16 protein-coding genes are annotated in these 20,982 nt (G+C 59.7%); all 16 read right to left on the minus strand.

Annotated elements, in window-relative coordinates; genetic code table 11:
* On the minus strand, positions 1-866 hold an 866-nt coding region (locus VMH22_09080; protein HTW91848.1), incomplete at its 3' end, for a serine/threonine-protein kinase.
* A complete protein-coding gene (locus VMH22_09085) occupies positions 867-1,556 on the minus strand; it encodes a hypothetical protein (protein HTW91849.1) in 690 nt (229 codons plus the stop codon).
* A complete protein-coding gene (locus VMH22_09090; protein ID HTW91850.1) occupies positions 1,550-2,548 on the minus strand; it encodes a PEGA domain-containing protein in 999 nt (332 codons plus the stop codon). Before VMH22_09090 ends, VMH22_09085 begins: the two co-directional genes overlap by 7 nt.
* A 2-nt stretch (positions 2,549-2,550) precedes the next feature.
* Positions 2,551-3,996, minus strand: coding sequence for an FHA domain-containing serine/threonine-protein kinase (locus VMH22_09095; GenBank protein HTW91851.1), 1,446 nt, complete (start codon positions 3,994-3,996; stop codon positions 2,551-2,553).
* Positions 3,996-5,429 carry a Stp1/IreP family PP2C-type Ser/Thr phosphatase gene (locus VMH22_09100; protein HTW91852.1) on the minus strand — a complete coding sequence of 478 codons (1,434 nt, stop codon included), beginning with the start codon at positions 5,427-5,429 and terminating at the stop codon, positions 3,996-3,998. The genes VMH22_09095 and VMH22_09100 overlap by 1 nt, the downstream gene beginning before the upstream one ends.
* 41 nt (positions 5,430-5,470) lie before the next feature.
* Positions 5,471-7,135: an FHA domain-containing protein gene (locus tag VMH22_09105; protein ID HTW91853.1), complete on the minus strand. Its 1,665-nt coding sequence runs from the start codon at positions 7,133-7,135 to the stop codon at positions 5,471-5,473.
* 44 nt (positions 7,136-7,179) lie between these two features.
* On the minus strand, positions 7,180-8,280 hold the full coding sequence (locus VMH22_09110; GenBank protein HTW91854.1) for a hypothetical protein: 1,101 nt from the start codon (positions 8,278-8,280) through the stop codon (positions 7,180-7,182).
* Between the two features lie 542 nt (positions 8,281-8,822).
* The gene (locus VMH22_09115) at positions 8,823-9,692 is read right to left on the minus strand and encodes a hypothetical protein (protein ID HTW91855.1); all 870 of its coding nucleotides are present in this window, start codon (positions 9,690-9,692) and stop codon (positions 8,823-8,825) included.
* Between the two features lie 395 nt (positions 9,693-10,087).
* On the minus strand, positions 10,088-10,636 hold the full coding sequence (locus VMH22_09120; GenBank protein ID HTW91856.1) for a hypothetical protein: 549 nt from the start codon (positions 10,634-10,636) through the stop codon (positions 10,088-10,090).
* 924 nt (positions 10,637-11,560) lie between these two features.
* Complete coding sequence (locus VMH22_09125; GenBank protein ID HTW91857.1) at positions 11,561-12,013, minus strand: hypothetical protein; 453 nt, start codon at positions 12,011-12,013, stop codon at positions 11,561-11,563.
* A 377-nt stretch (positions 12,014-12,390) separates the two neighbouring features.
* Positions 12,391-13,764 (minus strand): sigma-54 dependent transcriptional regulator, encoded by a 1,374-nt coding sequence (locus VMH22_09130; GenBank protein ID HTW91858.1) that lies wholly within the window; start codon positions 13,762-13,764, stop codon positions 12,391-12,393.
* 177 nt (positions 13,765-13,941) lie between these two features.
* The gene (locus tag VMH22_09135; GenBank protein ID HTW91859.1) at positions 13,942-16,410 is read right to left on the minus strand and encodes an ATP-binding protein; all 2,469 of its coding nucleotides are present in this window, start codon (positions 16,408-16,410) and stop codon (positions 13,942-13,944) included.
* Positions 16,411-17,745: 1,335 nt separating this feature from the next.
* A complete protein-coding gene (rplT, locus tag VMH22_09140; GenBank protein HTW91860.1) occupies positions 17,746-18,141 on the minus strand; it encodes a 50S ribosomal protein L20 in 396 nt (131 codons plus the stop codon).
* 9 nt (positions 18,142-18,150) lie between these two features.
* On the minus strand, positions 18,151-18,351 hold the full coding sequence (locus tag VMH22_09145; GenBank protein HTW91861.1) for a 50S ribosomal protein L35: 201 nt from the start codon (positions 18,349-18,351) through the stop codon (positions 18,151-18,153).
* The gene (infC, locus tag VMH22_09150; GenBank protein ID HTW91862.1) at positions 18,348-18,941 is read right to left on the minus strand and encodes a translation initiation factor IF-3; all 594 of its coding nucleotides are present in this window, start codon (positions 18,939-18,941) and stop codon (positions 18,348-18,350) included. Before infC ends, VMH22_09145 begins: the two co-directional genes overlap by 4 nt.
* Positions 18,880-20,778 carry a threonine--tRNA ligase gene (thrS, locus tag VMH22_09155; protein HTW91863.1) on the minus strand — a complete coding sequence of 633 codons (1,899 nt, stop codon included), beginning with the start codon at positions 20,776-20,778 and terminating at the stop codon, positions 18,880-18,882. Before thrS ends, infC begins: the two co-directional genes overlap by 62 nt.
* Between the last annotated feature and the right edge of the window lie 204 nt (positions 20,779-20,982).

Here is a 20,982-nt window from a genome sequence, read left to right on the forward strand (position 1 = left end):
TTCACACCTGCGGCCCTCAACGTCGGCGGGTTTCTCAGGACGTCGTTGAACGCTTCCACCAGAGTGTCGGCCGACTGGTACCGGTCCCTGGCGTCCTTTTCAAGGCATCGACAAAGGATGTCCTTAACCCTCTTGGGCACCTGGTGGTCTTTGAGCGGCTGCCCCGGAAGAGGCTCGTGGACCTGCTGATAGAAGACCGCCTGCGGGTCCTCGCTGTGATAAGGAACATTTCCCGTCAGCAATTCATACAGAACTACGCCCAGAGAGTAGACGTCCGACCGGCCATCGATGCTGGCCTCACCCCTGATCTGCTCAGGAGACATATACTCAGGCGTCCCGGTGGTCGCGTGACCCTCTAGACGAGTACTATTGTCGCGCATCGCTATGCCGAAGTCGGTTAGGACCGGCGCGCCGTGTTCGTCCAGCATGATATTGCCGGGCTTGATGTCCCGGTGGACAACGCCGCGCTTATGCACGAATGCGAGCGCCTCGGCGATGGGTTCCAGTATCGTGATAGCCTCGACTGGAGTCAGCGCACGCTTCGTCTGCTTAAGAACCGAGACAAGCCCCTGCGGCAGGTACTGCATTACGCAGTAGTGCAGGTTCTCATGTTGCTGGATTTCGTAGATCGTGACAATGTTGGGATGCTCGAGGTTGGCGGCGGTTTCTGCCTCGTCTCTGAACCTCCGGACCCAGTAGGGATTGTTCGCGAATTCCGGGTCGAGCACCTTTATTGCGACTTTACGCTTCAGGTTGACGTCGATCCCCTTGAAGACCTCGGCCATGCCTCCACGGCCGATGAACTCGGTGACCTCGTACTTGCCGTTCGAGAGTTTCTGGCCGACTGCCAGCGAGTGGACCGGCATCTACCTGACTCTTACTGGAACGCTGTGTGTGAAATCGACATGGTTCACCGGGTCATGGACGAAGAACTGCACCGCGGTCGTGCAGATACCGCCCTTTGCACGCACCTTGATACCACCGCTCTCAGGCGAACCGCTCCACGAGCAAGGTCTCAGCTTGGCCGTGTCGCAGAGGATTGTGTCACCCCATGCAAGCAGGGAAGCGAGAATAGGTCTGTACTTGCAGGTGATGTCCACGTATGCCGAATCGTTCGTGTTCACGACAATCGTGTCCGCACCTGCAGTAACCCCGAACTCGTCGAAGACCGACACAACGCACGTCTTGCTGTTGCTTGCCCCCATTGCGTCGGTGGCGGTGAAGACCACATAACTTGTGCACACCTGGTTGGGCACCGGTCCCACGTCCGCCATGCTGCTGTTCAAGTCGACGGTGATCAGCGGGCCCGGCGACAACGACCACGCAATCGGAGTATTCTTGTCGACGGTATCCCTTACGATAGCGGCAAGGTCGAAGGTACGATGCCCGTTCTTGCTGACATACACGGTGTCGGGGACGACACTGATGACCAGTGCCGCGTCCGAAACAGCGTGAACAACATTCAGCTTGGGTGGGTAGTTCAGCGTTTTTGTATCGCAGTTCATCAGGATGATCGCCAACAACCCGGCGAGCGCTGCTACAATTCGCCTTACCATATGCTCCTCCTTACTCCCAGAGTCAGGTTCAAGTTCTTGTCCAGCGAGCAGTAGATACTAGTCGGTCTGGATTCGTCCAGTCCAACCGTGTATTCCGGCAGGAACCTTTGTGCCAGTCTCAGCCCGGCAAAGAAGCCAACAGCCATCAACGGATATGACGCATAGAATAGAACGTTGCCTGCTGTGTGGTAATTCTGGACTCTGTCGAAGTACTCCCGGGCACTCGCCGTGTCGCCAGCCGACGCGTAGCTTCTAAGGTTGACCCTTGCCTGGTCATCCGACCAGGCTGAGGCGAGATACGATACCAGCCCCAGGCCGGCTCCGGCTGCCACCCCGATCATGTAGGTGCGAACGCCTGTCTTCGGCGTCAGATACACTCTCTTCTCCGTCCACACGGTGTCGGGTTCCTTCAGCAGCTTGAATGTTAAGGACGTGTCTCGGTCGAGATGGATTGACGTTGACCAAGTCTTGTAGCCGTACTCACCGACTGCAACGCTGTAGTTCTCACCGACCGTCAGCGGAAAGGTCTTTGGTGTCACCCCGACGTCAGACCCGCCAAGCATGATCCGGGCACCCACGGGCTCACTCGTCACCGTGAGCTGGCGGCGGTTCGCCATCGCCAGGTTGTCGCGGGTCTTCTCGAAATCGCCCGAGAACTCGGTAACGAGTCTGCTCGGGAGCTGCGCTGTCGCGTCCCGCGACAGGACCTTCACGAAGTAAGCATCTCTCGCCGCCGGCTCGTTCAACTTTGCGCTGCATGCGCCCAGGTAGCAGTAGACATTGACGGACTCCCTGTATGTGACACCATCGCTTAGAGCCTGCTGGAAGCAGCGGATGGCACCCTCAAAGTCGGCGCTGTCATACTTGGCAGTGCCGGATGAAATCTGTCGCCACCCTTGCGCATTGGCAGCACCCGCGCCGAAGACCGTCAGCAACATAAGGACACCAGACAGCGACATGGACACCGCAGCCGTCTTCTTCTTGACACGCACTCTTACCTCCCGCTTTCTTTGACGCCCTTGAACACCAGTGTCTCTCCCCCGACGCCAATTGCGTCTCCGTCTCTGAGGACGTGTTTGTCGATTCTCCGGCTGTTCAAGAATGTCCCATTGGTGCTGTTGAGATCGCAGACCCAGAAGACGCCGTCCTGATTGACGACCTGGGCGTGCGAACGTGATATGGAATCTTTGAATATCTCTATCCCGTCCGGCTGGTCGCGACCGATTGTGGCGACATGGCCAGCGATGGGGAAAGCCTGGATTATCTCTCCCCCGCTGGACAAGAGCAGTTCTGCGGAAGAGAACTTCTCGCGCCCCGTCTTGCTCGAAGTCCCGCGCAGGACCCATACCAGCAGTGCTATGCCCACCGGTATCAGTAGCCAGGGCGCAACAGACAGGACCAGGCCCGGGCGCGAGACAATCAACAGCAAGCACACCAGGCCAATTGCCACGGCCGGCGGAATCCAGAACTCCTTCCTGGCGAGGAACGACATAATGGTCCTCCCTCCTACAGATGACGCCCTGCCCGTGCGGTCAGAAGGTTCAGAAGCCTTCGTAGCTCTGGCCTCTTCCTGGACCATCCCCGGACTCGGCATGTCATTTGCATCCTCCTCGGGCAATCCCAGCGTGTGATTCATCGCGTTCGCCATCTCCAGACCGGACGTGAATCGCTTTGTCCTGTCCTTTTCGATGGCCTTGAGCACGATTTCGTCCACTTCCTTTGGCAGCTCTCTGTTGAGTTCACTTGGCCGGCGCGGCTGGTCCCGCACTATCTTCTCGGCAATCTCGATGTGGGTGTTGCCGCGGAACGGCACGGTCCCTGTAAGAAGCTCGTAGAGAACGATCCCAAGCGAGTAAAGGTCGGCTCTGCCGTCGGGTGTCGTCCCCCTTATCTGTTCAGGCGACATATACTCCGGGGTCCCGATGAGCAGTCCGGGCCGAGTCAATCGGGCCAGATACGTCACCTTGGCGATGCCGAAGTCGAGGATGATGACGTTGCCGTTCTCGTCGATGGCGATGTTGGAAGGCTTGATGTCGCGGTGGATCACATGCGCACAGTGCGCGTAGTGAAGCCCGAGGCACACCATCTTGGAAACGACGAACGCCTTTTCGACCGACAGTGCACCTTCCGAGGACAGGAGTTTCCTCAGGGTAGGACCAGTGATGTACTCCATTGTGAAGTAGTGCTGCTCGTCCTCGAATCCCACATCATGGATCTTGATGATGTTGGGGTGTTCCAGCGCCCTGGTGGTCTTGGCCTCTCGCTTGAAACGTTCCACTACCTCCTCGTCCTCGGCGTACTCCTTCTTTAACGTCTTGAGCGCGACGGTGCGGTTCTCGGAAGGATCATGCGCCTTGTAGAGCCTGCTCATTATGCCGCTGTTGATTTCCTCCAGAAGTGTGTACTTCCCGATACGACCGCAGCCAGCCGCGACCGACATCAGAAACTGAAGTCCTTTCCCCAATACCTGAACACACTCTGCGATGGGTCTCGACTTATCTCCGTGAGTTCTCGTGGTTTCGAACTTGTACCGTCATTGAACTTAACCACGGCCTTGTATTGTCGGTTGCGCTCCAGCGTGGCCCTAAATGGCACACACCCCCGCGACGAATCGTCCAAGAATACTTCGGCACCTCGGATGTCTCTACCTGCACCACCCGGCATGAATATGACCGTAACCTTGGCACTGGACGGTTGCGGTCTCGCTGGCTGTTTGCGTACAGTATCGACCTCCCTGGCAGGAGAACCGGAGTCAGAACCAACAACCGCAGCACCAACGCGACTCGCCAGTTCTACTCTGTAGTATCTACGCGCGAGCCCCTCCACGACCAGCGTGGTCTCAGTGAAGCCTTCTCGCTTGAAGCGCAGCTTGTCACCTGGACGGAGAAGGAGCGAATCGCCGCTTCTCAGTTGACGGTCCACCCGGGCGCCGCCCACAGTTGACGATACGTACAGGGTGTTTGGCGTTGTCGCGAAGGTGGCCCACATCGAGGGAGGAGGATAAGGAGTCAGGAATCGCAGCACCAATGGAACCACCCCCGCCACCAAGGCCACGGCCGCCGCTCCTATCAGCACCTTCTTCCGGGTCAACACCCTTGGAGCACTGCGCCCCAGTATTGGGACTGACCCCCGCGGCACGGCCCCTCTCATCGTCGGGGTTGACTGAGCCAAGATAACCGAGATGTTGTCATGGCCGCCCCTCGCGTTAGCCTGCTCGATAAGGGAGTTGCACGCTTGCTGGCCGTCCACGCTGCTTAGGACGGTAGCCAGAATCTCCTTGTCGGTGACCTCCTCCCACAGTCCATCGGAGCATGCTAGAATCGCATCCGTCTCCCTGAATTCGCCCTCGAAGGTGTCGATCTCCACATCGGAATCGAGTCCTACTGCGCGAGTTATGACGTTGCGGTTTTCGTGGCGACGTGCTTCTTCAGAGGTGATGATTCCGCTATCCACCAGTTGCTGAACTTGAGAGTGGTCTTTCGTCACCTGGCCTATCTCATTGCCCCTGATGAGATAGGCCCGCGAGTCACCGACCTGAGCCACGAAGTATCGCCCGGAGCCGATGAGGAAGGCCGTGACAGTGGACGACATTCCTCGCTTGTTCTCGGACACGGCTATCTGGAAGATGCGGGAATTGGCCTCTCGGATGGCGCCCAACAGCGCTGCCTTCCTGTCCTGGTATGCCGGCTTGGCAGCAACGACCCACTCCTTTGCCAGCAACAGAACGATACCACTGGCGACATCGCCTCCAATGTGTCCGCCTACGCCGTCGGCGATCAGAAAGAGTCCGCTTGCCAAGTCTACGCCGACAGCGTCCTGGTTTGACCTCTTTACCCGGCCTTGATCAGAACCGCTGCCGACGTAGACCCGCATTCATGCTCCTGTTGCTGCTTAGTGTCCGCACGCCGAAGCCGTCAGGATAACTCGGCAAGACGCTGCTTGGCGCGGTTGTAGATGGTCGCGTCCGCCGTGTCTGCGCTGGCAGGCGGCGGGCCCATCTTGACTATCTGGTCGTACAGCGCCTTGGCCTTGGGACAGGACTCCTCGTCGCCATAGTCCTTGCAGCGACCGTAGTAATCCTGCGCTTGCTTGTCCAAGTCCTTCGCCTTCTGACTGTCCCAACTTGAAGCGCTCAGCTTGGAAGACTCAGCTCGGGCGAGCGAGTTGGCCGGATCCCTCTGCAGCAAATCACCGTACAGCTTTGCCGCTCCGGGCAAGTCCGACACGTCTGGTCCCGAACGATACCGGGCCTGCTGCCAAAGGTCTATCCAAGCTGCGAGTTCCGTCGCCTTAGGATCGCCAGCGGGAATCGCAGCGGCCATCTGCTGCGCATCCTCCAAGCTCCCGAGGCGATAGGTCGCGAGGGCCTTGTCATATGGTGTAACAGAAGTAATGGGCTCAGGCTTTTTCGAAGGGTTGACAGTCGGCTGTTCCTTTTCCGCCACTGGATTCTCTCGCGTAGAGGTAGTTCCTGTGCCGACGCGCTTCATGGCGTCCGGATCGTCAGGCTTCAGAGCCCGAACCCTTGACCAGTGCATCTTGGCCTTATCCGGGTTTCCTTGATTTTCGAGCGCGAACGCCGCGGCCTTGTGCGCCGTCACGACCTGGTCACGAACGCTCCCGCTGGTGGAATCCTTACTCCACGCCAGGTCTGCGAACTGAACCGCCTTCTCATTGTCGTTTTGACCAAGTGCTTCCATGGACTGCTTGACCAATTCGCTGGCAAGGACGCTGGTCTTGCCTCCCCCGGTCGTCGGACCCGTCTGGCGATGAAATGCAAGGTAGGCCCCCGCGACAACTATGATAGCCGCCGCGACACCCACCGCCCACTTCCACGGCTGTCCCTCCTTCTTGACAGGAGCAATGTCGGGCCTGAAGAAGGGAACGGTTGCCTTCTCGGCTTCAGCCTTTGTCGCCCCCCCCCCTCCTTTCCACTCGATCTCTAAGCTAGCCTCCCCAAGCTGGATCCGATCGCCGTCCTTTAGCTGCGTCGGCTTGTCGATCAGCTTTCCGTTCACGCGGGTGCCGCTCCTGCTCCCCACGTCAACGACAGTTAGCTTGTTCTCGATGAACTGGATTCGGGCGTGCTTGCGCGAGACCGTCGCCTCGTTCAGCGTGATGTCGCAGTCAGCGTCGCGGCCGATAAGCGGGTTGTTGGTGAGATCATAGGACTTGCCCACCTCCTCGCCGCTACGAACCAGCACGCGCGGCGTACCGGTGAAGGTGAACACCTCGGTCGGTTTTTCAAGATTTTCCATTCTTCCTACCTGGGTTGGTCGTTCAAAGGCTGCTAAGCCAAAAGAAATCGTGTACGGGCTTATCCTGATGACATCGCCGTCTTTCAGTTCGTAGTCCTGAGTTATCTTCCTCGCTCCGACGAATGTACCGTTGGCGCTGCCCAGGTCGGAAACGAGATAGCGTCCGGTATCCTCCCTGATCTGGGCGTGCTCACGAGAGACGAGACTATCGTCAAGCTTGATGGCACTCTCGTCTCCTCTGCCGATCAGAACCACCATGTCACTCGTCATGTCCAGTTCCTGGACGGTCTTGTGCTTGAGTTGAACTATAAGTTTGGGCACTCTCTACCTCCCTTTACTCCTGGAATCAGGTCCATCCTCTCGGACTACTTGGGTTGAAGTTGCAGGCGCCATATGTCCCAGTCCTGTCCGTTTCCCTTTCTTAGAAAAGAGAAGTAGATGTAACCTCCCGGGCCCCACGACGGGTCCCACTCAGTTCCCTTGGAGGTAGTCAGCTTCATGAGACTCCTGCCGTCGGCATCGATCTTGTAGATATTCCAGTCCTTGTCTCTCCACGAGGCAAAAGCAATGGCATTGCCCGACGGCGACCAGCACGGCATCCAGTCAACGCAATCAGTTCCATTTGTTATCTGACGCTCGTCCTTCGACTCTATGTCTTTGACCATTATGAAGGAGTTGTCACCGCGTCGCTGGGAGTACGCAACGCTCTTTCCGTCAGGTGACCAGGCAGGATCGGAGCCCGATGCGAAGTACTCGGCCAGTTTCGTGTCCACGTTAAAGATAACTATCTGCGGGTTTTCCAACTGCGGTTGACGGCGGAAGACGTCGGTCTTGACAATCCTCGTCTTTCGGCTCTTCGGCGTCTCCATACACACAGCGATGAACTTGCCATCAGGAGAGGGGAAGCCGCTCCAGATAGAGGCGTCGCCCACCCAGAACTGGTTCTCTCTCTTGATTATGGCGTATCCTTCCATCTGTTTGGAAGGGAAGTCCTGCCAGTAGAGACTCCGGGTATAATACGGAGACCCGTCGTAGCGGGCGTACAACAGTCGGTTCCCCTTCCACCAGTACGGATAATAGGCATCCTGGTCGCCTTCCGTGTTTGTGATCTGGCGCCGGTTGCTGCCGTCATCCGCGTTCATGACATATACGTCATTGGTGGCTTCCTCGCCAGACCTCGTTACCGCAGGACGGGAAACGAAGGCCACGTACTTGCCGTCTGGAGAAACGCAAGCCTGTCGCTCGTCACCATTAGAAGTAGACGTCATTTGAACCACTTCTTTCACATTGGAGTGATCCCATTCCAACCTCTCTCCGGCCACTGGCACGTAGATTGAGTCTATCCTTGTCACAGGCGCGATGACCGGGGCGGGGCAACCTATCTGGGTTGATGCCAGCAGAAGCAGTGCCAGGCATAGGACGAGTCGCCCGAGGTTGGGCTGCCTGAGAGTTTTGTCCGCTTTCACATTTCCTCCTCGCTTATTGATATGTCTTGGCTGTCTGAAGCGCGAATTCTCTTTGCTTGGTGACGGCCAGACCATGGTGCCGACGTCACCAGCCGGGCTTTCCCATTTGACTAATTGAGCAGCTCCATTGTAAACACACCTACGGTCTTCAACGAACGCGCCTCCCAGTTACGATTGGCTGCTGCACTGTACAGCCGTTCAGTTCCTGCCTCGGCTAGTGCCGCCGTGCGCCCTCCCGGGCGCGTGTTTTCTCAACAGGGATCCAGACGTTCAGAAAACGATACCGCTGCGGCATCGTGTGCCCATCCGGGCATTGCACCCGGACCCTTACTCGGCCAATCAACCCGGCAATTGTAAAATCCAACGTCCCGCTGTCAAGGACGGGGCAGACAAAGGTGGGCACATTGTTGGAGCCACGAACCAGTCTGAGCCGATCCAGGAAACAGACGCCCTCATGGACAAGGCAGTCGGCAGTGCCTGCTCCCTCCAAAGTCCGCTCCGCTGTCTTCACGGACAAGCACGCCCAGAGAACCGAGCGTGCGTCAGTCGGTCTGGCCATTGCATCGCGCATCGGACGCCTCGCTTAACTGACCCATCACGCCTGCGGTTGTCGGTGCCAGCAATCCGCCAAGCCCGGACTGACCGATGTAGACGGCCCCGGACATTGGCTGCTGTTCGCCGGGCGTGTAAGGGCACTGGCACGGGTTTCTGTCCTCCGGGCTCCGCGCGCGGACGACATTCGGCGCGGGCTCGTTCTCGTCTCTACACGGCGGGCTGTTGGTGAACCTTGTGCCTGCCGGCCGTTCGAAACTAGGTGCCATGTCCGTTCTCGCACCGCCCGAACCGGCGTGGTCCCAGAGCTCGCTGGACCCTCGGAGAGCGACCTCTCTGGTCGGGTTGCCCTGCGGGGCGACCACTGCTGCTGCGGGCGCAGCATCAGAGCCGCGATGGCGATAGTCAGTCTGCGGGTCGTCTGTCTTCCTCGAGAAGTCTTCCCGAGCATTGACGTATTCGACGAACGACACGACCTCGTCAGCCACCTCGGAATTGGTTAGCCTGATGGTGACTGCGGCCACGTAGAGAACCTTCAGGATGTTACGCGCCTGGTCTGAGCCGTCACGCTCAAGACCGGCTAAGAACGCTGCAGTCGCGGCGCCACGGTCGTGGTTTTCCACCAGCGCCCTGATGCAACTCACGTAGTCGTCGGCACCTCTGCAGCCGTTGCCGCGCAGGATGCCGCGCAGAACCTGATATGCAGCCTCACGCTGCAACCGATGGAGCGTGGCCTGTCCGATGTTTCCGCCCGAACCGTCGATGACCTGGCCAAGGTCTCCCAAGAGTCCTGCTTGCGCTGACGCCGCCATGGCGAGGCCGATCACGATTGCGAATACGGTCCTCTTCACGCTGTTCACGAATCCTCCTCTGGTTTCTTCTACCTTCCCGAGAACTATGGACTCACGACTTATGCCGGAGTCTGGTTTGTCATGCGTCATCGCAATAGACAAAGGCAGCAAGCGTGCCAGAGGTGGTTAGCGCCGTTGTTTCAGTAGGTTGGACAGGGCGAAGCAAGCTGCGGCCGCGTGCAAGGGGTTTTCGTGTTGCGCGGGCGCAACGGGGTTGTGGCGGGCACGCAACAGCAACAAAGCACGTCGGGCGGTATGAGAGAGGCGGCTGCAGAGCCGCTCCTCGATTCGTCATTGGACAATCTCGACGAGTTCACGCGTCTCCGTGATGTCGCCAATCCTGAGTTTGCAAGTGTCAGGGCGGGCGCAAGCCCGCCCCGACCGCACGAATCGGGCGCGCCCTACTACCGCGGATGCACGGGCCTTGTTTCTGTGTACTGGATTGGGCCGGCCTGGAATGACAGCTGGTCAGTCAAACCGCGCCGGCTGTCAAGGCACTTCGTGGCGGAGGCCTCAACCCCCACCGGCCCGAGTCTGCCACTGACGCCGCCGCCGAAGCAGGCACCGCTCGACTGGCCGACGTAAACCTCTCCCCGAGCCAGCTCACCGGCGTCAACTGACAGAGTGCCTTGGTTGTCAACGCACACTCCAATGGGACCAGCACCGTAGCACGCGCCGACCGTGCGCTCGACCTGGTCACCCGACGTGGACCCCTGGTAGTTGCTCAAGCCGGTTGCGGAGCTGTGGCCGTTCACGGTCGGACTCGGATTCGAATAGTAGGGAGACTGAGGGAGGCAGCGAGTCGGGTAGGAGCAGTTGTTCTGATACGAGTTGCCGTGAGGATAGTACTGCGCCTGCACCAGTGACGCGAATGCACTGATTGCGACGAGCAGTGCCGCAACTGCCACGGACTGAGCATAGGTCCTCGTTGTTAGGCGATTGCAGTGAGACATTTCATCTCCTCCTGTGAGCATCCCATTCAGCGCACCAGGGATGCGAGTTCTCGTCTCCGGCTCGGTGCCGCCGGATGAAGCGTGGGCTCGCGACTTATGCCGGAGTCTGGTTTGACATGCATCATCGGGACAGGTGAGTGCAGCATGCGTGCCAGAGGCGGCTGGCGCTGCTATTTCAGGGGCTAGGCTGGCTAGAGCAGGCTGAAGTTCGACGTGAGGGATCGCTCGTGTTGCGGGGCGCCACGGTGGCTGTTGCGTGGACGCAACATGCGGCGAAGGCAGAGAGACCTCTCCACTGCGGTCGGAATGGCACCGCGGGCTCGGGCTTCCGAGCAGGCGGGAGGCGATCAGCCGTCGGCTGTGAGCTGTGGGCCGTCAGTGGTGGTCAGTGGGGAGATAAAAGCACGTGCCCGGCGGGGCTCCAACCGTTGCTCTACTTGATATGCGCCGGGACCCTATCTTGTGGAGGATCCCCGACGTGCCCCGATGATGCGAAACGTTTAGCGTCCCCGATGCCTCCCAGTTCGCGTAACTCCTCCATGTCCTCTGGACCTGTCATCTCCGATAGAGGGACTTGGGCCAACCACATGTTCCGCGGGTCACTCCGGTCATAGGGGAGCCTACGTCGTCACAAGCACGGTTTCACTCCGCCATCTCGACAGAGGTTTGCTCACTCCTTACGCGAGATTCCCAGAATGGTGGTAGATGTGGGGCTGTTGAAAGAGGGCCTCACTACGTTCCGTCAGCGTGGCGGGCAGAATGAAGCCAGTGGAAGTAGCTCTACTGCGGCGGTTGCGGACGGCCGCTCCTGCGTGAAGCCTCAGGTCGGCTCCAAGATGGGGTTTTTCAACAGCCCCGATGCACCTATGCTGCTACGGATCTACTGTGGCTTCATCCTGACGTCAGGCGGTCCGCAGAGGATGGTCATTTGAAGTTCGGATCGTCGTCGTGCCGCGGCCACCAAGTCAATGTGTTTACGGTGCCATGGCTGTCCTCAACCCGAATCGTGGCACTGGCGTTATCGGCGTCATCAGTGGACACAGCCCCACAATTGATAGACCAACTATACGTTTGGTTTACTCCAGCCCGCGCGTTCGCTTGTTCATCATAGGTAACAACGTCCCTGTGGTAGTCGCGGTACGAAATCGTCACAGTTGCATGGTAGTATTCCGACCACCAGTTGTTCGTCGTAATCTGAGCGTGCAGGTAGTACGTGTTGCCTACGAGGTTTGCTCCTATACCTGTCGGCCACGTGCTGGCATTGGCGAGTCCTGGAATCGCCAACGCGAGTGCCACCAGTGCACCGACTACTGCCGTCAGCGGGATCAGTGCCCGCGAGCCGGACTGGTGGCGTTGTTTCTCAACCGCGTTTCTCATGCTTGCTCCTTGTTCCCGCCGCGCACCACGGCGTTCGACTTCGCCTTCGGCTCGGTGCAGCCGGATGAAGCACGGACTCGCGACCATTGCCGAAGTCTGGTTTGACATGCATCATCGAACCATACCAGAGCAGCAAGCGTGCCAGCGGTAATTGGCGCTGCTGTTTCAGAGGGTTAGGCTAGATGGAGCGGACTGCGTTCGGGCGTAGTGGCGTGTTTGTGTTCCGTGGACGCAACGGCTGGTGTTGCGTGGACGCAACAGGTGGAGCGCGCCGAGAGATTCCTCCACTACGGTCGGAATTACGTGATGGAAGGGGCCGGAGTGACGAGACGGAATCGGTCGTAGGCGGAAAGCGGCTGGCTGTGAGCTGTCGGCTGTTAGCTGCTGGCCGTACTAACGCCGAGGCGTTCCAAGGTTCGGTACAGCGTGGTTCTGTCTATCTCAAGGATACGGGCGGCTTCGGTTATGTTCCCTTGGCAGTCAGCCAGCACCTTGAGAATGTGCTTTCGCTCGAAATCGTCGCGAGCCGACTTGAGCGACTGGCCGTCCGATGCCGACTGCTCAGAACCGGTTTCGGCGGTTACTAGAGGTCTGATGTCATGCGCTGAGAGCGTCTGTTGGGGAAGAAGGACAACGAGCCGCTGGATGACGTTGCCGAACTCCCGGACATTGCCGGGCCAAGGTTGCGCCGCGAGAAGGTCAATAGCGTCATCTGTCAGCGCCTTCAACGGGACGCCATGCTCGGCGCAGTACTTGCCAAGGAAGTGCTCTGCCAGAGCCGGGATGTCCTCTGTCCTCTCACGGAGCGGGGGAACCCTGAGAGTCACAACGTTCAAACGGTAGAACAAGTCCTCGCGGAAGCGCTTTGCCTTGATTTCCTCTTCCAGGTTCTTGTTCGTGGCTGCGAAAGTGCGCACGTCCACCTTGAGCGTCTTTATGCCGCCGACGCGCTCAAACTCCCCTTCCTGCAGGAAGCGAAGCAGCTTGGCCTGAACATGGAAGTCCATGTCGCCAATCTCATCAAGCAATACCGTGCCCTTGTCGGCCAGCTCCAGCTTGCCCGGCTTCTGGGCGACTGCGCCGGTGAAAGCGCCTTTCTCGTGACCGAATAGCTCGCTCTCGATGAGTTCGTGTGGAATCGCGGCGCAGTTGAGGCGAACGAACGGCCCGCCGGCCACAGCGCTCTTCTGATGGACCGCGTGAGCGGCAAGCTCTTTCCCCGTGCCGCTCTCGCCCAGTATCAGGACGCTGGCCTTGGATGGCGCTACGCGGTCAATCATCTCGTACAGTCGCTGCATGGCAGGAGACGTGCCGACCATCTGGTACTTCGCCAGAGTCTCGGCCTTGAGCGTGGCGACTTCTCGCCTGAGCAGGTCCTTTTCAAGGGCGTTCTTGATTGCGACGGTCACGCGGTCAACATCGGGCGGTTTCTCGATGAAGTCATACGCGCCCTCCTTTGTCGCCTGCACGGCCAGCTTGATGGTCCCGTAGCCGGACATCATCAATACCGGCAGCGTTGGGCTGATCTTGCGGGCCTCGTGCAAGACCTTCAGGCCGTCGAAGTCGGGCAGCCAGTAGTCCAGAATGACCAGATTCAGGTCATTCTCACGGATGCGCCGCAGGGCCTCGGTTCCGTCCGGCGCTGCAAGGACCTCAAACCCCTGGTCTTCCAGCATCTCGCTCATCAGCGACCGGATGCTGGCGTCGTCGTCAACGACGAGGATTCGCGGCTTCACTCTCGCTGGTTTCATGCACCTTCCATGCCCAGAACAGCCGACGGTTCACGGCTCACGGCTGACGGCCTCCAAACGGGCCGTGCAGAGGCACGAGATGCCTCGACCCGTCGGACTCGCTCGGAATGACAGGCTGGCGCGGTTGGACATGTCATGCTGAGCGAAGTCGAAGCATCTCTCATTCGCAGTAGTCCGCTATCCTGCCGGCAGCGTGATTGTCACGGTCGTACCTGCACCTTCTTTGCTCTCTACCCTGATCGTGCCCTTGTGGTCCTCAATGATGCGCTTGGTGATGGCCATTCCCAGCCCGGTTCCGCCGGGCTTGAGCGCGAAGAACGGCTCGCAGACCTCGTCGAGATAGCGCTCAGGGATTCCCTTGCCGGTGTCCTGCACCACTGCCTCCACCTTCTTGCCCTCAACGATGTACGATGTACGAATGGTGATGGTTCCCGAATCAACGATTGCCGAGATGGCGTTTTCGATGATGTTGGAGCAGGCTACAGCCATCTGGTCGCGGTCCAGTGCCACCAACGGCAGGCCTTCGGCCAGGTCGTACCTTAGCTCAACGTCCGCAGGTCTGACGCCCTCAAACTTGCTTGCACACTGACGAACGACCTCGTTGATGGCGGTCGAGACAAGCTTCGGCGGTTCCAACTTGCTCAGTCGCATGAATCCGTCCGCCATCTTCTTCAGCCGGTCAATCTCGTCTCTTAGGCTCGTGTAGTATCGTTCGGTCTCGGGTGTGCGGTACTTGTCGAGTCGTTGGAGAGTCAGCGCCATCGCGGTGAGCGGGTTCTTGATGTCGTGCGCCAACTTCTGGGCGGCCGGCGCCCAGGATGTCACGCGTTTCATGTACTCGACTGCGGAGATGTCCTCGAGCGTTAGCAGGGTGCCGGACTCCACCGGTGTTGCCCGGGCGAGGACTGTTTGCCCGGTGGACAGCGACAGTGGCAGTTCGCGTGCCGCTCTACCTTCTGCAGTGGAGCTAGCGAGTGAGGCAAGAGAACCTGAAAGTGGAGTGCTCTCAGTCGCACCGGCAGCCAAGAGAAGCTCACGTCCCCTTGGGTTCGAACGCCGCACGTTACCCCGACGGTCGAGTTCGAGGACCCCGGCCGCGCCGGTGAGGCCTCGGATAATCGTGCGGATGTCGCGCAGATGCCGGTATCGGTAGGCGAAGGAGACCAGAATGGGAACCATGAGAGCTGCCGTAAGGATGGAAAGAAACCACCCCAATGCTACCCTTCGTGACAGAACCGGGCTGACTCGGATTTCGTATAGCCGGTACGTCCTGGTCTGATCGCTGGTCGGGCCGGCTAGAAGGACAGATCTGCGCTTGTGGCGCAGAACTCGGAGATCGCCGTCGCCGACGAGTGATTCAGCTATCGGCCGCCACTTGGAGTCGAAAATGATTGCTCGCCCGTTGGAGACTTGGACCAGCAGTTGGTCGTGGAGGCTGTCCGTGAACCTGCCCACATAGACGGCAGTACCGTAACCGCCGGTCAGTGGGATCTCCCTGACCAGCCTTAGTTTGTTGTCCAGAATCCTCATAGTATCGTCTCTGCCGGTCAGGGCGAGCCTCGGCTGGCCCGCCCGATCGGAAAAACCCACGCATGATGCATTGAGTTGTCCGTACTGAGCCGAGAGAACGCATCCCCCGTTGGAGGCATCCAGGACAAACAGACTGTCGGGCTGTGCGCCAGGGATCGCACAACCGCGCTCGACTACGAGGACTTGTGGAGTGCCAGCCGCCGTCTTGCCGAACCACGCAACCTGGGCCTCCTGACCGTAGGAACCGATGTCCCGCCGCCACTTCTCGCGGCCATCGCCGCCAACGCAAGCGACGTATGTAAGCGTGTCTGGCGGGTCATACCCGGGCGGCCGGTTCCCCGGTGCCAACGAACCGACGATAACTTCAGGCTTCCCGTCATTATCGACATCTCCGACAAGAAAGTTGCTCGGGTTCGGGCCCATCTCGTAGTACCAGAGGCGTTTGCCCGTTGCCCAGTCAATGGCGAAGATCCCTCTGGGCTGGAGGTCGAATCCTACCGCGACGGAGACGACCAGTTCTTTCCTGCCGTCCCCACCCAGATCATGTAGTTCGACTTGGCGGATGGCCCCATCCCACCAGTCGGGGGCTACTAGGCTGCGACCGCCCGCAACGGAGATTTCGCGCCTCGGCCAGAGGTCGTAGACGAAAGCGGAGTCTCCGCGGTCGTAGCTCACCCACACAGTGTCTCCGTTGATCCCGCCAGCCGAAGCTCCTCGTGACAGGGTCCCCTCCTTGAAGACGCGCGACCCAGATGCGACGTCGAAGTTCTGGTCGTACGCAACGACGTAGAAATCGCTGGCAAGCGTGAGAAGCTCGTCGACGGAATCACCGTTGACATCAATCGGGAAGACTGCGAGCAGTTTGTGCTCCCAAAGGAGATTGATATCAGCAGGCATGAGCCTGGCTGAGGAGAGGCCAGCCAGCATCAGTATCCCCAGAACGCCACGCCACACGGCGACATGGCGCGCTGCCATCCCCCAATGGTGAAACAGGCGGGGGCCGGTGAAGACCATCACCGTGCCGCGCTCGTCCGCGTCGCGGATAGTGCGTGCGTCGCGATTTCCGAGTTTCAGTCTCATCTCACCTGCCAAGGCCAGGTGGGTTTGAGGTTCCACGCAGAATTGTAGGCGCGTGGGAAGTGAAGTCAAGCAGACGGAGGCGCGTGCGAAAGTGGGACCGGGAAACTGGTCGAAGGGTCGGCCGGGCGTGAGCACAACGGGTCAGATGGCGCGGCTAGAACATGATGTCGAGGACCTAGCCACGGGGATCCAGGAGCAGCGTGCGAGTGGCCAACTACGAAAGTCCAAGGGAAGGCGAAGGACCACGATGCACGCGGGGCGCGCAAGTGAAGAACTGAGGGCCGGTGCGCGGGCAGGAGCGGGTGCTGTTGCGGAGGCTGCTGCGGATGCGGGAACGAGGGCCGGAGCGGCTGCTGTTCACCGGGCTGTTGCAGGCACCGGAGCGGGCGCTGTTGCGGTGGCTGTTGCGGTAGCCGCAGCGGAGGCTGGTGCGGCGGCTGTAGCGAGTGGAGAAGCGAGGGCTGTTCAAGGCGGCGGACCCATGCCTGTTGCGGGTGTTGTTGCGGTTGGACGAGCGGCTGATGTAGCGAGAGCGGCGCCAGAGGTCGTTCAGGAGGATTGAGCGGCGGTCGTTCCTTGCGCCGTTGCGGTGCCTGCAGCGAGTCCGGGAGCGAGGCCTGCACCGGGGGCCGCAGCTTCCCCTACCGTCCAGGGGATACTGAAGACCGGACAGTTCAGAGTCCAGAATTCAGAGACCAGAACTCTCAGCAGGAGAAGGAGTTGGGACGCGACGGCGCGGGCGAAGTCAGAAGGCAGAGGCCAAGGGCCAAAAGTCAAAACTGGGGACGTGGAACAATGAGCGGAGGGACTCCGGGGCCACAGAGAGGGCAGAAAGAACTGAGGGTCTCGTGACACTCGACAACCGAGCGTAACTCAATTGCTCTCGGTCGGTTAAACACTGTCGGGTCGCGGAGAGTCCGCATATAGGGGTCGCCTGGGGGCTAGCCTTCGGAGAAGGAATAGCCTAAGGTTAAGACTGAGGTTAAGAAGCAGGTTTGAAGGGAGCTTTCAGACGAGCTTTGCCGCGAGCTTTCTATAGAGCTTTGTAGCAAGCGATGTGAGAAGCGATGCGCTGAGCTTTGAGATGATCGATGAACGATGCGATGTGATGAGCTTTGAACTGAGCAATGGAAGATGCTATGAAGTACGCTTTCGAGTTTGCTTTCTAAGGTACTTTCCGACGAACTCTGAGTCGAGCTTTCTGGCGAGCCTTCAAGGGTATTTCAGATTCGAGATTGATGATTGCAGATTGCGGATTGGCGGGCGGGGCGATGTTGTGCGTCGAGTTCCCGGGCGGCGGGACTGGCGCGGCCGGGCGTCAATGCCAGCGGGCGCGTCAATGACGCGCCCGCGCAATTGGATCGAGCCGGACTAGGCTTCGGCCTTAGCCATCGCCCGGGTCGCCGCCTCGGCGGCCAGCGATTCCTTCGCCACGGTCACTACGCCGGCGAAGTCCTCGGGCGCATCGATTGCCATCTCCGACAGCACGAACCGGTCCATTGTAATCCCGGCGAGTTTGAGGCCGTGGATGAACTTGGAGTAGCTGAGCTCCAGCGGTTTCAGCGCGGCGCCCAGCCGGATAATCGCGAGCGACCGGAACGTACGCTTCTTGCGCCGGCGCTCTTTGTAGCCGGAAACGCCGGCATGGACTACCGCCTGATGTGCGGTCCGGAAAAGCCTGGACCTGCCGCCCCAGTAGCCTCTCGCATCTTTGAGCCACTTCTTGCGGCGCTGCTTGGTATACGGGCCGTTCTTTACTCTCGGCATCCTGTCTCCTTATTTGTAGGGAACAAGCTCGCTTAGCCGCCTGGCCCTTTCGCCGTCCAGGACTGTCGGCACGTTCAAGCCGCGCTTTCTCCGCTTGCTCTTGGATGAGTTGTTGTGGCTCCGGTTGGAGTTCCGGTACAGGAACTTGCCTCCGGCGGTGCGCTTGATGCGCTTCTTCAGCGAACTGAGGGACTTGGTCTTCTGCTTCATTTTGGCACCAGCATCATCTGGATTGATTTTCTTCCTTCGGTCTGCAGTCGGGGTGGCGCTTCCACGCGGGCGACGTCAGACAGGTCCTGGCTCAGGCGGTCCATCAGTTTCATGCCGAGGTCGGCGTGAACGATTTCGCGGCCGCGGACGAACAGCGTAATCCGAATGCGGTCCTTGTCGGCGAGGAACTCGCGCATCTTGCGGATCTTCACTTCGTAGTCACCGGGTCCGATCTTCATCTTCATGCGCATTTCCCTGACCTCGGTGGCATGCTGCTTCTTCTTGGATTCGCGCAGCCGGACCTTCTGTTCGTAGAGGTATCGGCCGAAGTCGACGATGCCTGCGACCGGTGGTTCCTCGGTCGGCACGAGGACGACCAGGTCGAGGCCCTGCCGGCGCGCCAGACCGACGGCGTCGCGGGTCGGCAGGATGCCGATGAGCTTTTTGTCGGAGCCGATGACCTTGACATATGGTACGCGTATCTGTTCGTTTACTCTGGGCCTGTCTTTGAAAGCGTCGCGAGCAACTTTACCCGGGTACGTTGTTTTCCTCCTTGATTTGGGCGAGCGCCGCCTCGACTGAAACCGCACCGAGATTGCCCTTGCCGTGACGGCGAACCGACACGGTGCCCTGCGCGGCCTCGCGGCCGCCCACTACGAGCATGAAGGGGATCTTTTGGCGTTCGGCTTCACTGACTTTGAGGTTTATCTTATCAGACTTCAGATCGATTTCAACTCTTATCCCGGCGGCTTCGAGCTTCTGCCCCACCTCGCGCGCATAGCCGATTTCGGTGTCGGTCACCGACAGCACGCGCGCCTGTACCGGCGCGAGCCAGACCGGGAACGCGCCGCCAAAGTGCTCGACCAGTATCCCCATGAAGCGCTCAATGCCGCCGAGGATGGTGCGGTGCACGAGGTACACGGGGTGGTGCTGCCCGTCCTGGCCCATGTAGTTGAGGTTGAAACGGACGCCCTCGTTGAAGTCGAACTGGCAGGTCGGGCACTGCCATTCGCGGCCGAGCGAGTCGAGCAGCTTGATGTCAATCTTGGGACCGTAGAAGACCGCCTCGCCCTCGGCCCGTTTGTAGGGCAGGCCGACGCGATCGAGCGCACGGATGAGCGACTGCTCGCCCAGGTTCCATTGCTCGTCGGTGCCGAGGTACTTGTCCAGGTGCTTAGGGTCACGCACCGACAGGTCGACCTTGAACTTCTCGAAGCCGAACGCCCGAAGCATCTTCACCGAGAGGCTGACCACGCCGAAGACCTCGTCCTCGACCTGCTCGGGCGTGCAGAAGATGTGCGCGTCGTCCTGGGTGAACCCGCGCACCCGCATCATGCCATGGAGCACGCCTGACCGCTCGCGGCGGTAGACCGTGCCCCATTCGCCCATGCGCAGGGGCAGGTCGCGGTAGGAGTGCACCTTGGTGCGGTAGATGAGCATGTGACCGGGGCAGTTCATCGGCTTCAGCACGTATTGCTCTTCCTCGACGTCGAGCACGTACATGTTCTCGGCATAGTAGTCGAGGTGGCCCGATGTCCGCCACAGGCCGGCGCGGGCGATGTGCGGAGTGAGGACGAGCTGGTATCCGGCGGCGAGGTGCTCCTTCTCCCAGTATTGCTGGATCAGGCGGCGGACGGTCGCACCCTTGGGGTGCCAGAACGCCAGACCGGCTCCGGCCTCCTCGTGGAAGCTGAACAGGTCGAGCGCGGGTCCGAGCTTGCGATGGTCCCGTCGCTTGGCCTCTTCCAGCCGGTCGAGATACTCCTTGAGCATTTCCTTCGACGGAAAGGCCACGCCGTAAACGCGCGACAGCATTCGGTTCTTCTCGTCAGCATGCCAGTATGCGCCTGCAACCGAGAGCAGCTTCACGGCCTTTATCTTGCCGGTGCTGGTGACGTGCGGGCCCCGGCACAGGTCCACGAAATCGCCTTGCTCGTATACCGAGATGCTCTCGTCGGGTATGCCTTCAATCAGCTCCAGCTTGTACGATTCGTCTCGGGTCTTGAAGAGATCAATCGCATCCTTGCGCGGCAGGAACTTGTGGACAATGGGAATCTTCTGCTTGGCGAGTTCGTACATCCGCTCTTCGATCTTCGCAAGGTCAGTCTCGGTGAACGGCTTCTCCACGTCGAAGTCGTAGTAGAAACCTTCGGGGACTGCCGGACCGATGGTGACCTTGGCACTCGGATAGAGCTGCTTCACCGCCTGCGCCATCAGGTGGGACGCGGAATGCCAGTAGACCTCGCGCCCCTCTTCCGAGTCGTAGGCCACCGGTTCGACCCGGGCGTCTTGTTCGAGACGGAAGGTCAGATCCACAAGCCGGCCGTCAACCCTGGCCGCTACCGCGTTCGGGTCGGCAAGGACCTGGCCGACGGCAACACCCGGCTCAAGTTGCCGAGCCTCGCCACTTACCGTGACGTTTATCACGGGGCAATCATAGCGCGACTCGTGCGAGTGTCAACCAAGGCGCGGCGAGCGGATGGGTTTCCGGTTACCAGGTACCAGTTGCCGGTAGACTGATCAGGCCACCTTGAGACTGAACACTGGAAACTGGTCACTGGACACTTGCCCGTCGCTTGATTCACCTTGCGCCGACGCTACAATGTGGCCACTTGAGCCCCACACCAACAC

This window comes from bacterium (assembly GCA_035505375.1).
Lineage (GTDB): Bacteria > Hydrothermota > Tepidihabitantia > Tepidihabitantales > Tepidihabitantaceae > UBA2258.

Bases quoted from the DNA above. Each gene is read 5' to 3' on its own strand.
- VMH22_09145 (HTW91861.1), bottom strand. From the start codon at position 18,351: ATGAAGCAGAAGACCAAGTCCCTCAGTTCGCTGAAGAAGCGCATCAAG.
- VMH22_09130 (HTW91858.1), bottom strand. From the start codon at position 13,764: ATGAAACCAGCGAGAGTGAAGCCGCGAATCCTCGTCGTTGACGACGAC.
- rplT (HTW91860.1), bottom strand. From the start codon at position 18,141: ATGCCGAGAGTAAAGAACGGCCCGTATACCAAGCAGCGCCGCAAGAAG.
- VMH22_09095 (HTW91851.1), bottom strand. From the start codon at position 3,996: ATGTCGGTCGCGGCTGGCTGCGGTCGTATCGGGAAGTACACACTTCTG.
- VMH22_09085 (HTW91849.1), bottom strand. From the start codon at position 1,556: ATGGTAAGGCGAATTGTAGCAGCGCTCGCCGGGTTGTTGGCGATCATC.
- VMH22_09100 (HTW91852.1), bottom strand. From the start codon at position 5,429: ATGCGGGTCTACGTCGGCAGCGGTTCTGATCAAGGCCGGGTAAAGAGG.
- VMH22_09125 (HTW91857.1), bottom strand. From the start codon at position 12,013: ATGAGAAACGCGGTTGAGAAACAACGCCACCAGTCCGGCTCGCGGGCA.
- VMH22_09120 (HTW91856.1), bottom strand. From the start codon at position 10,636: ATGTCTCACTGCAATCGCCTAACAACGAGGACCTATGCTCAGTCCGTG.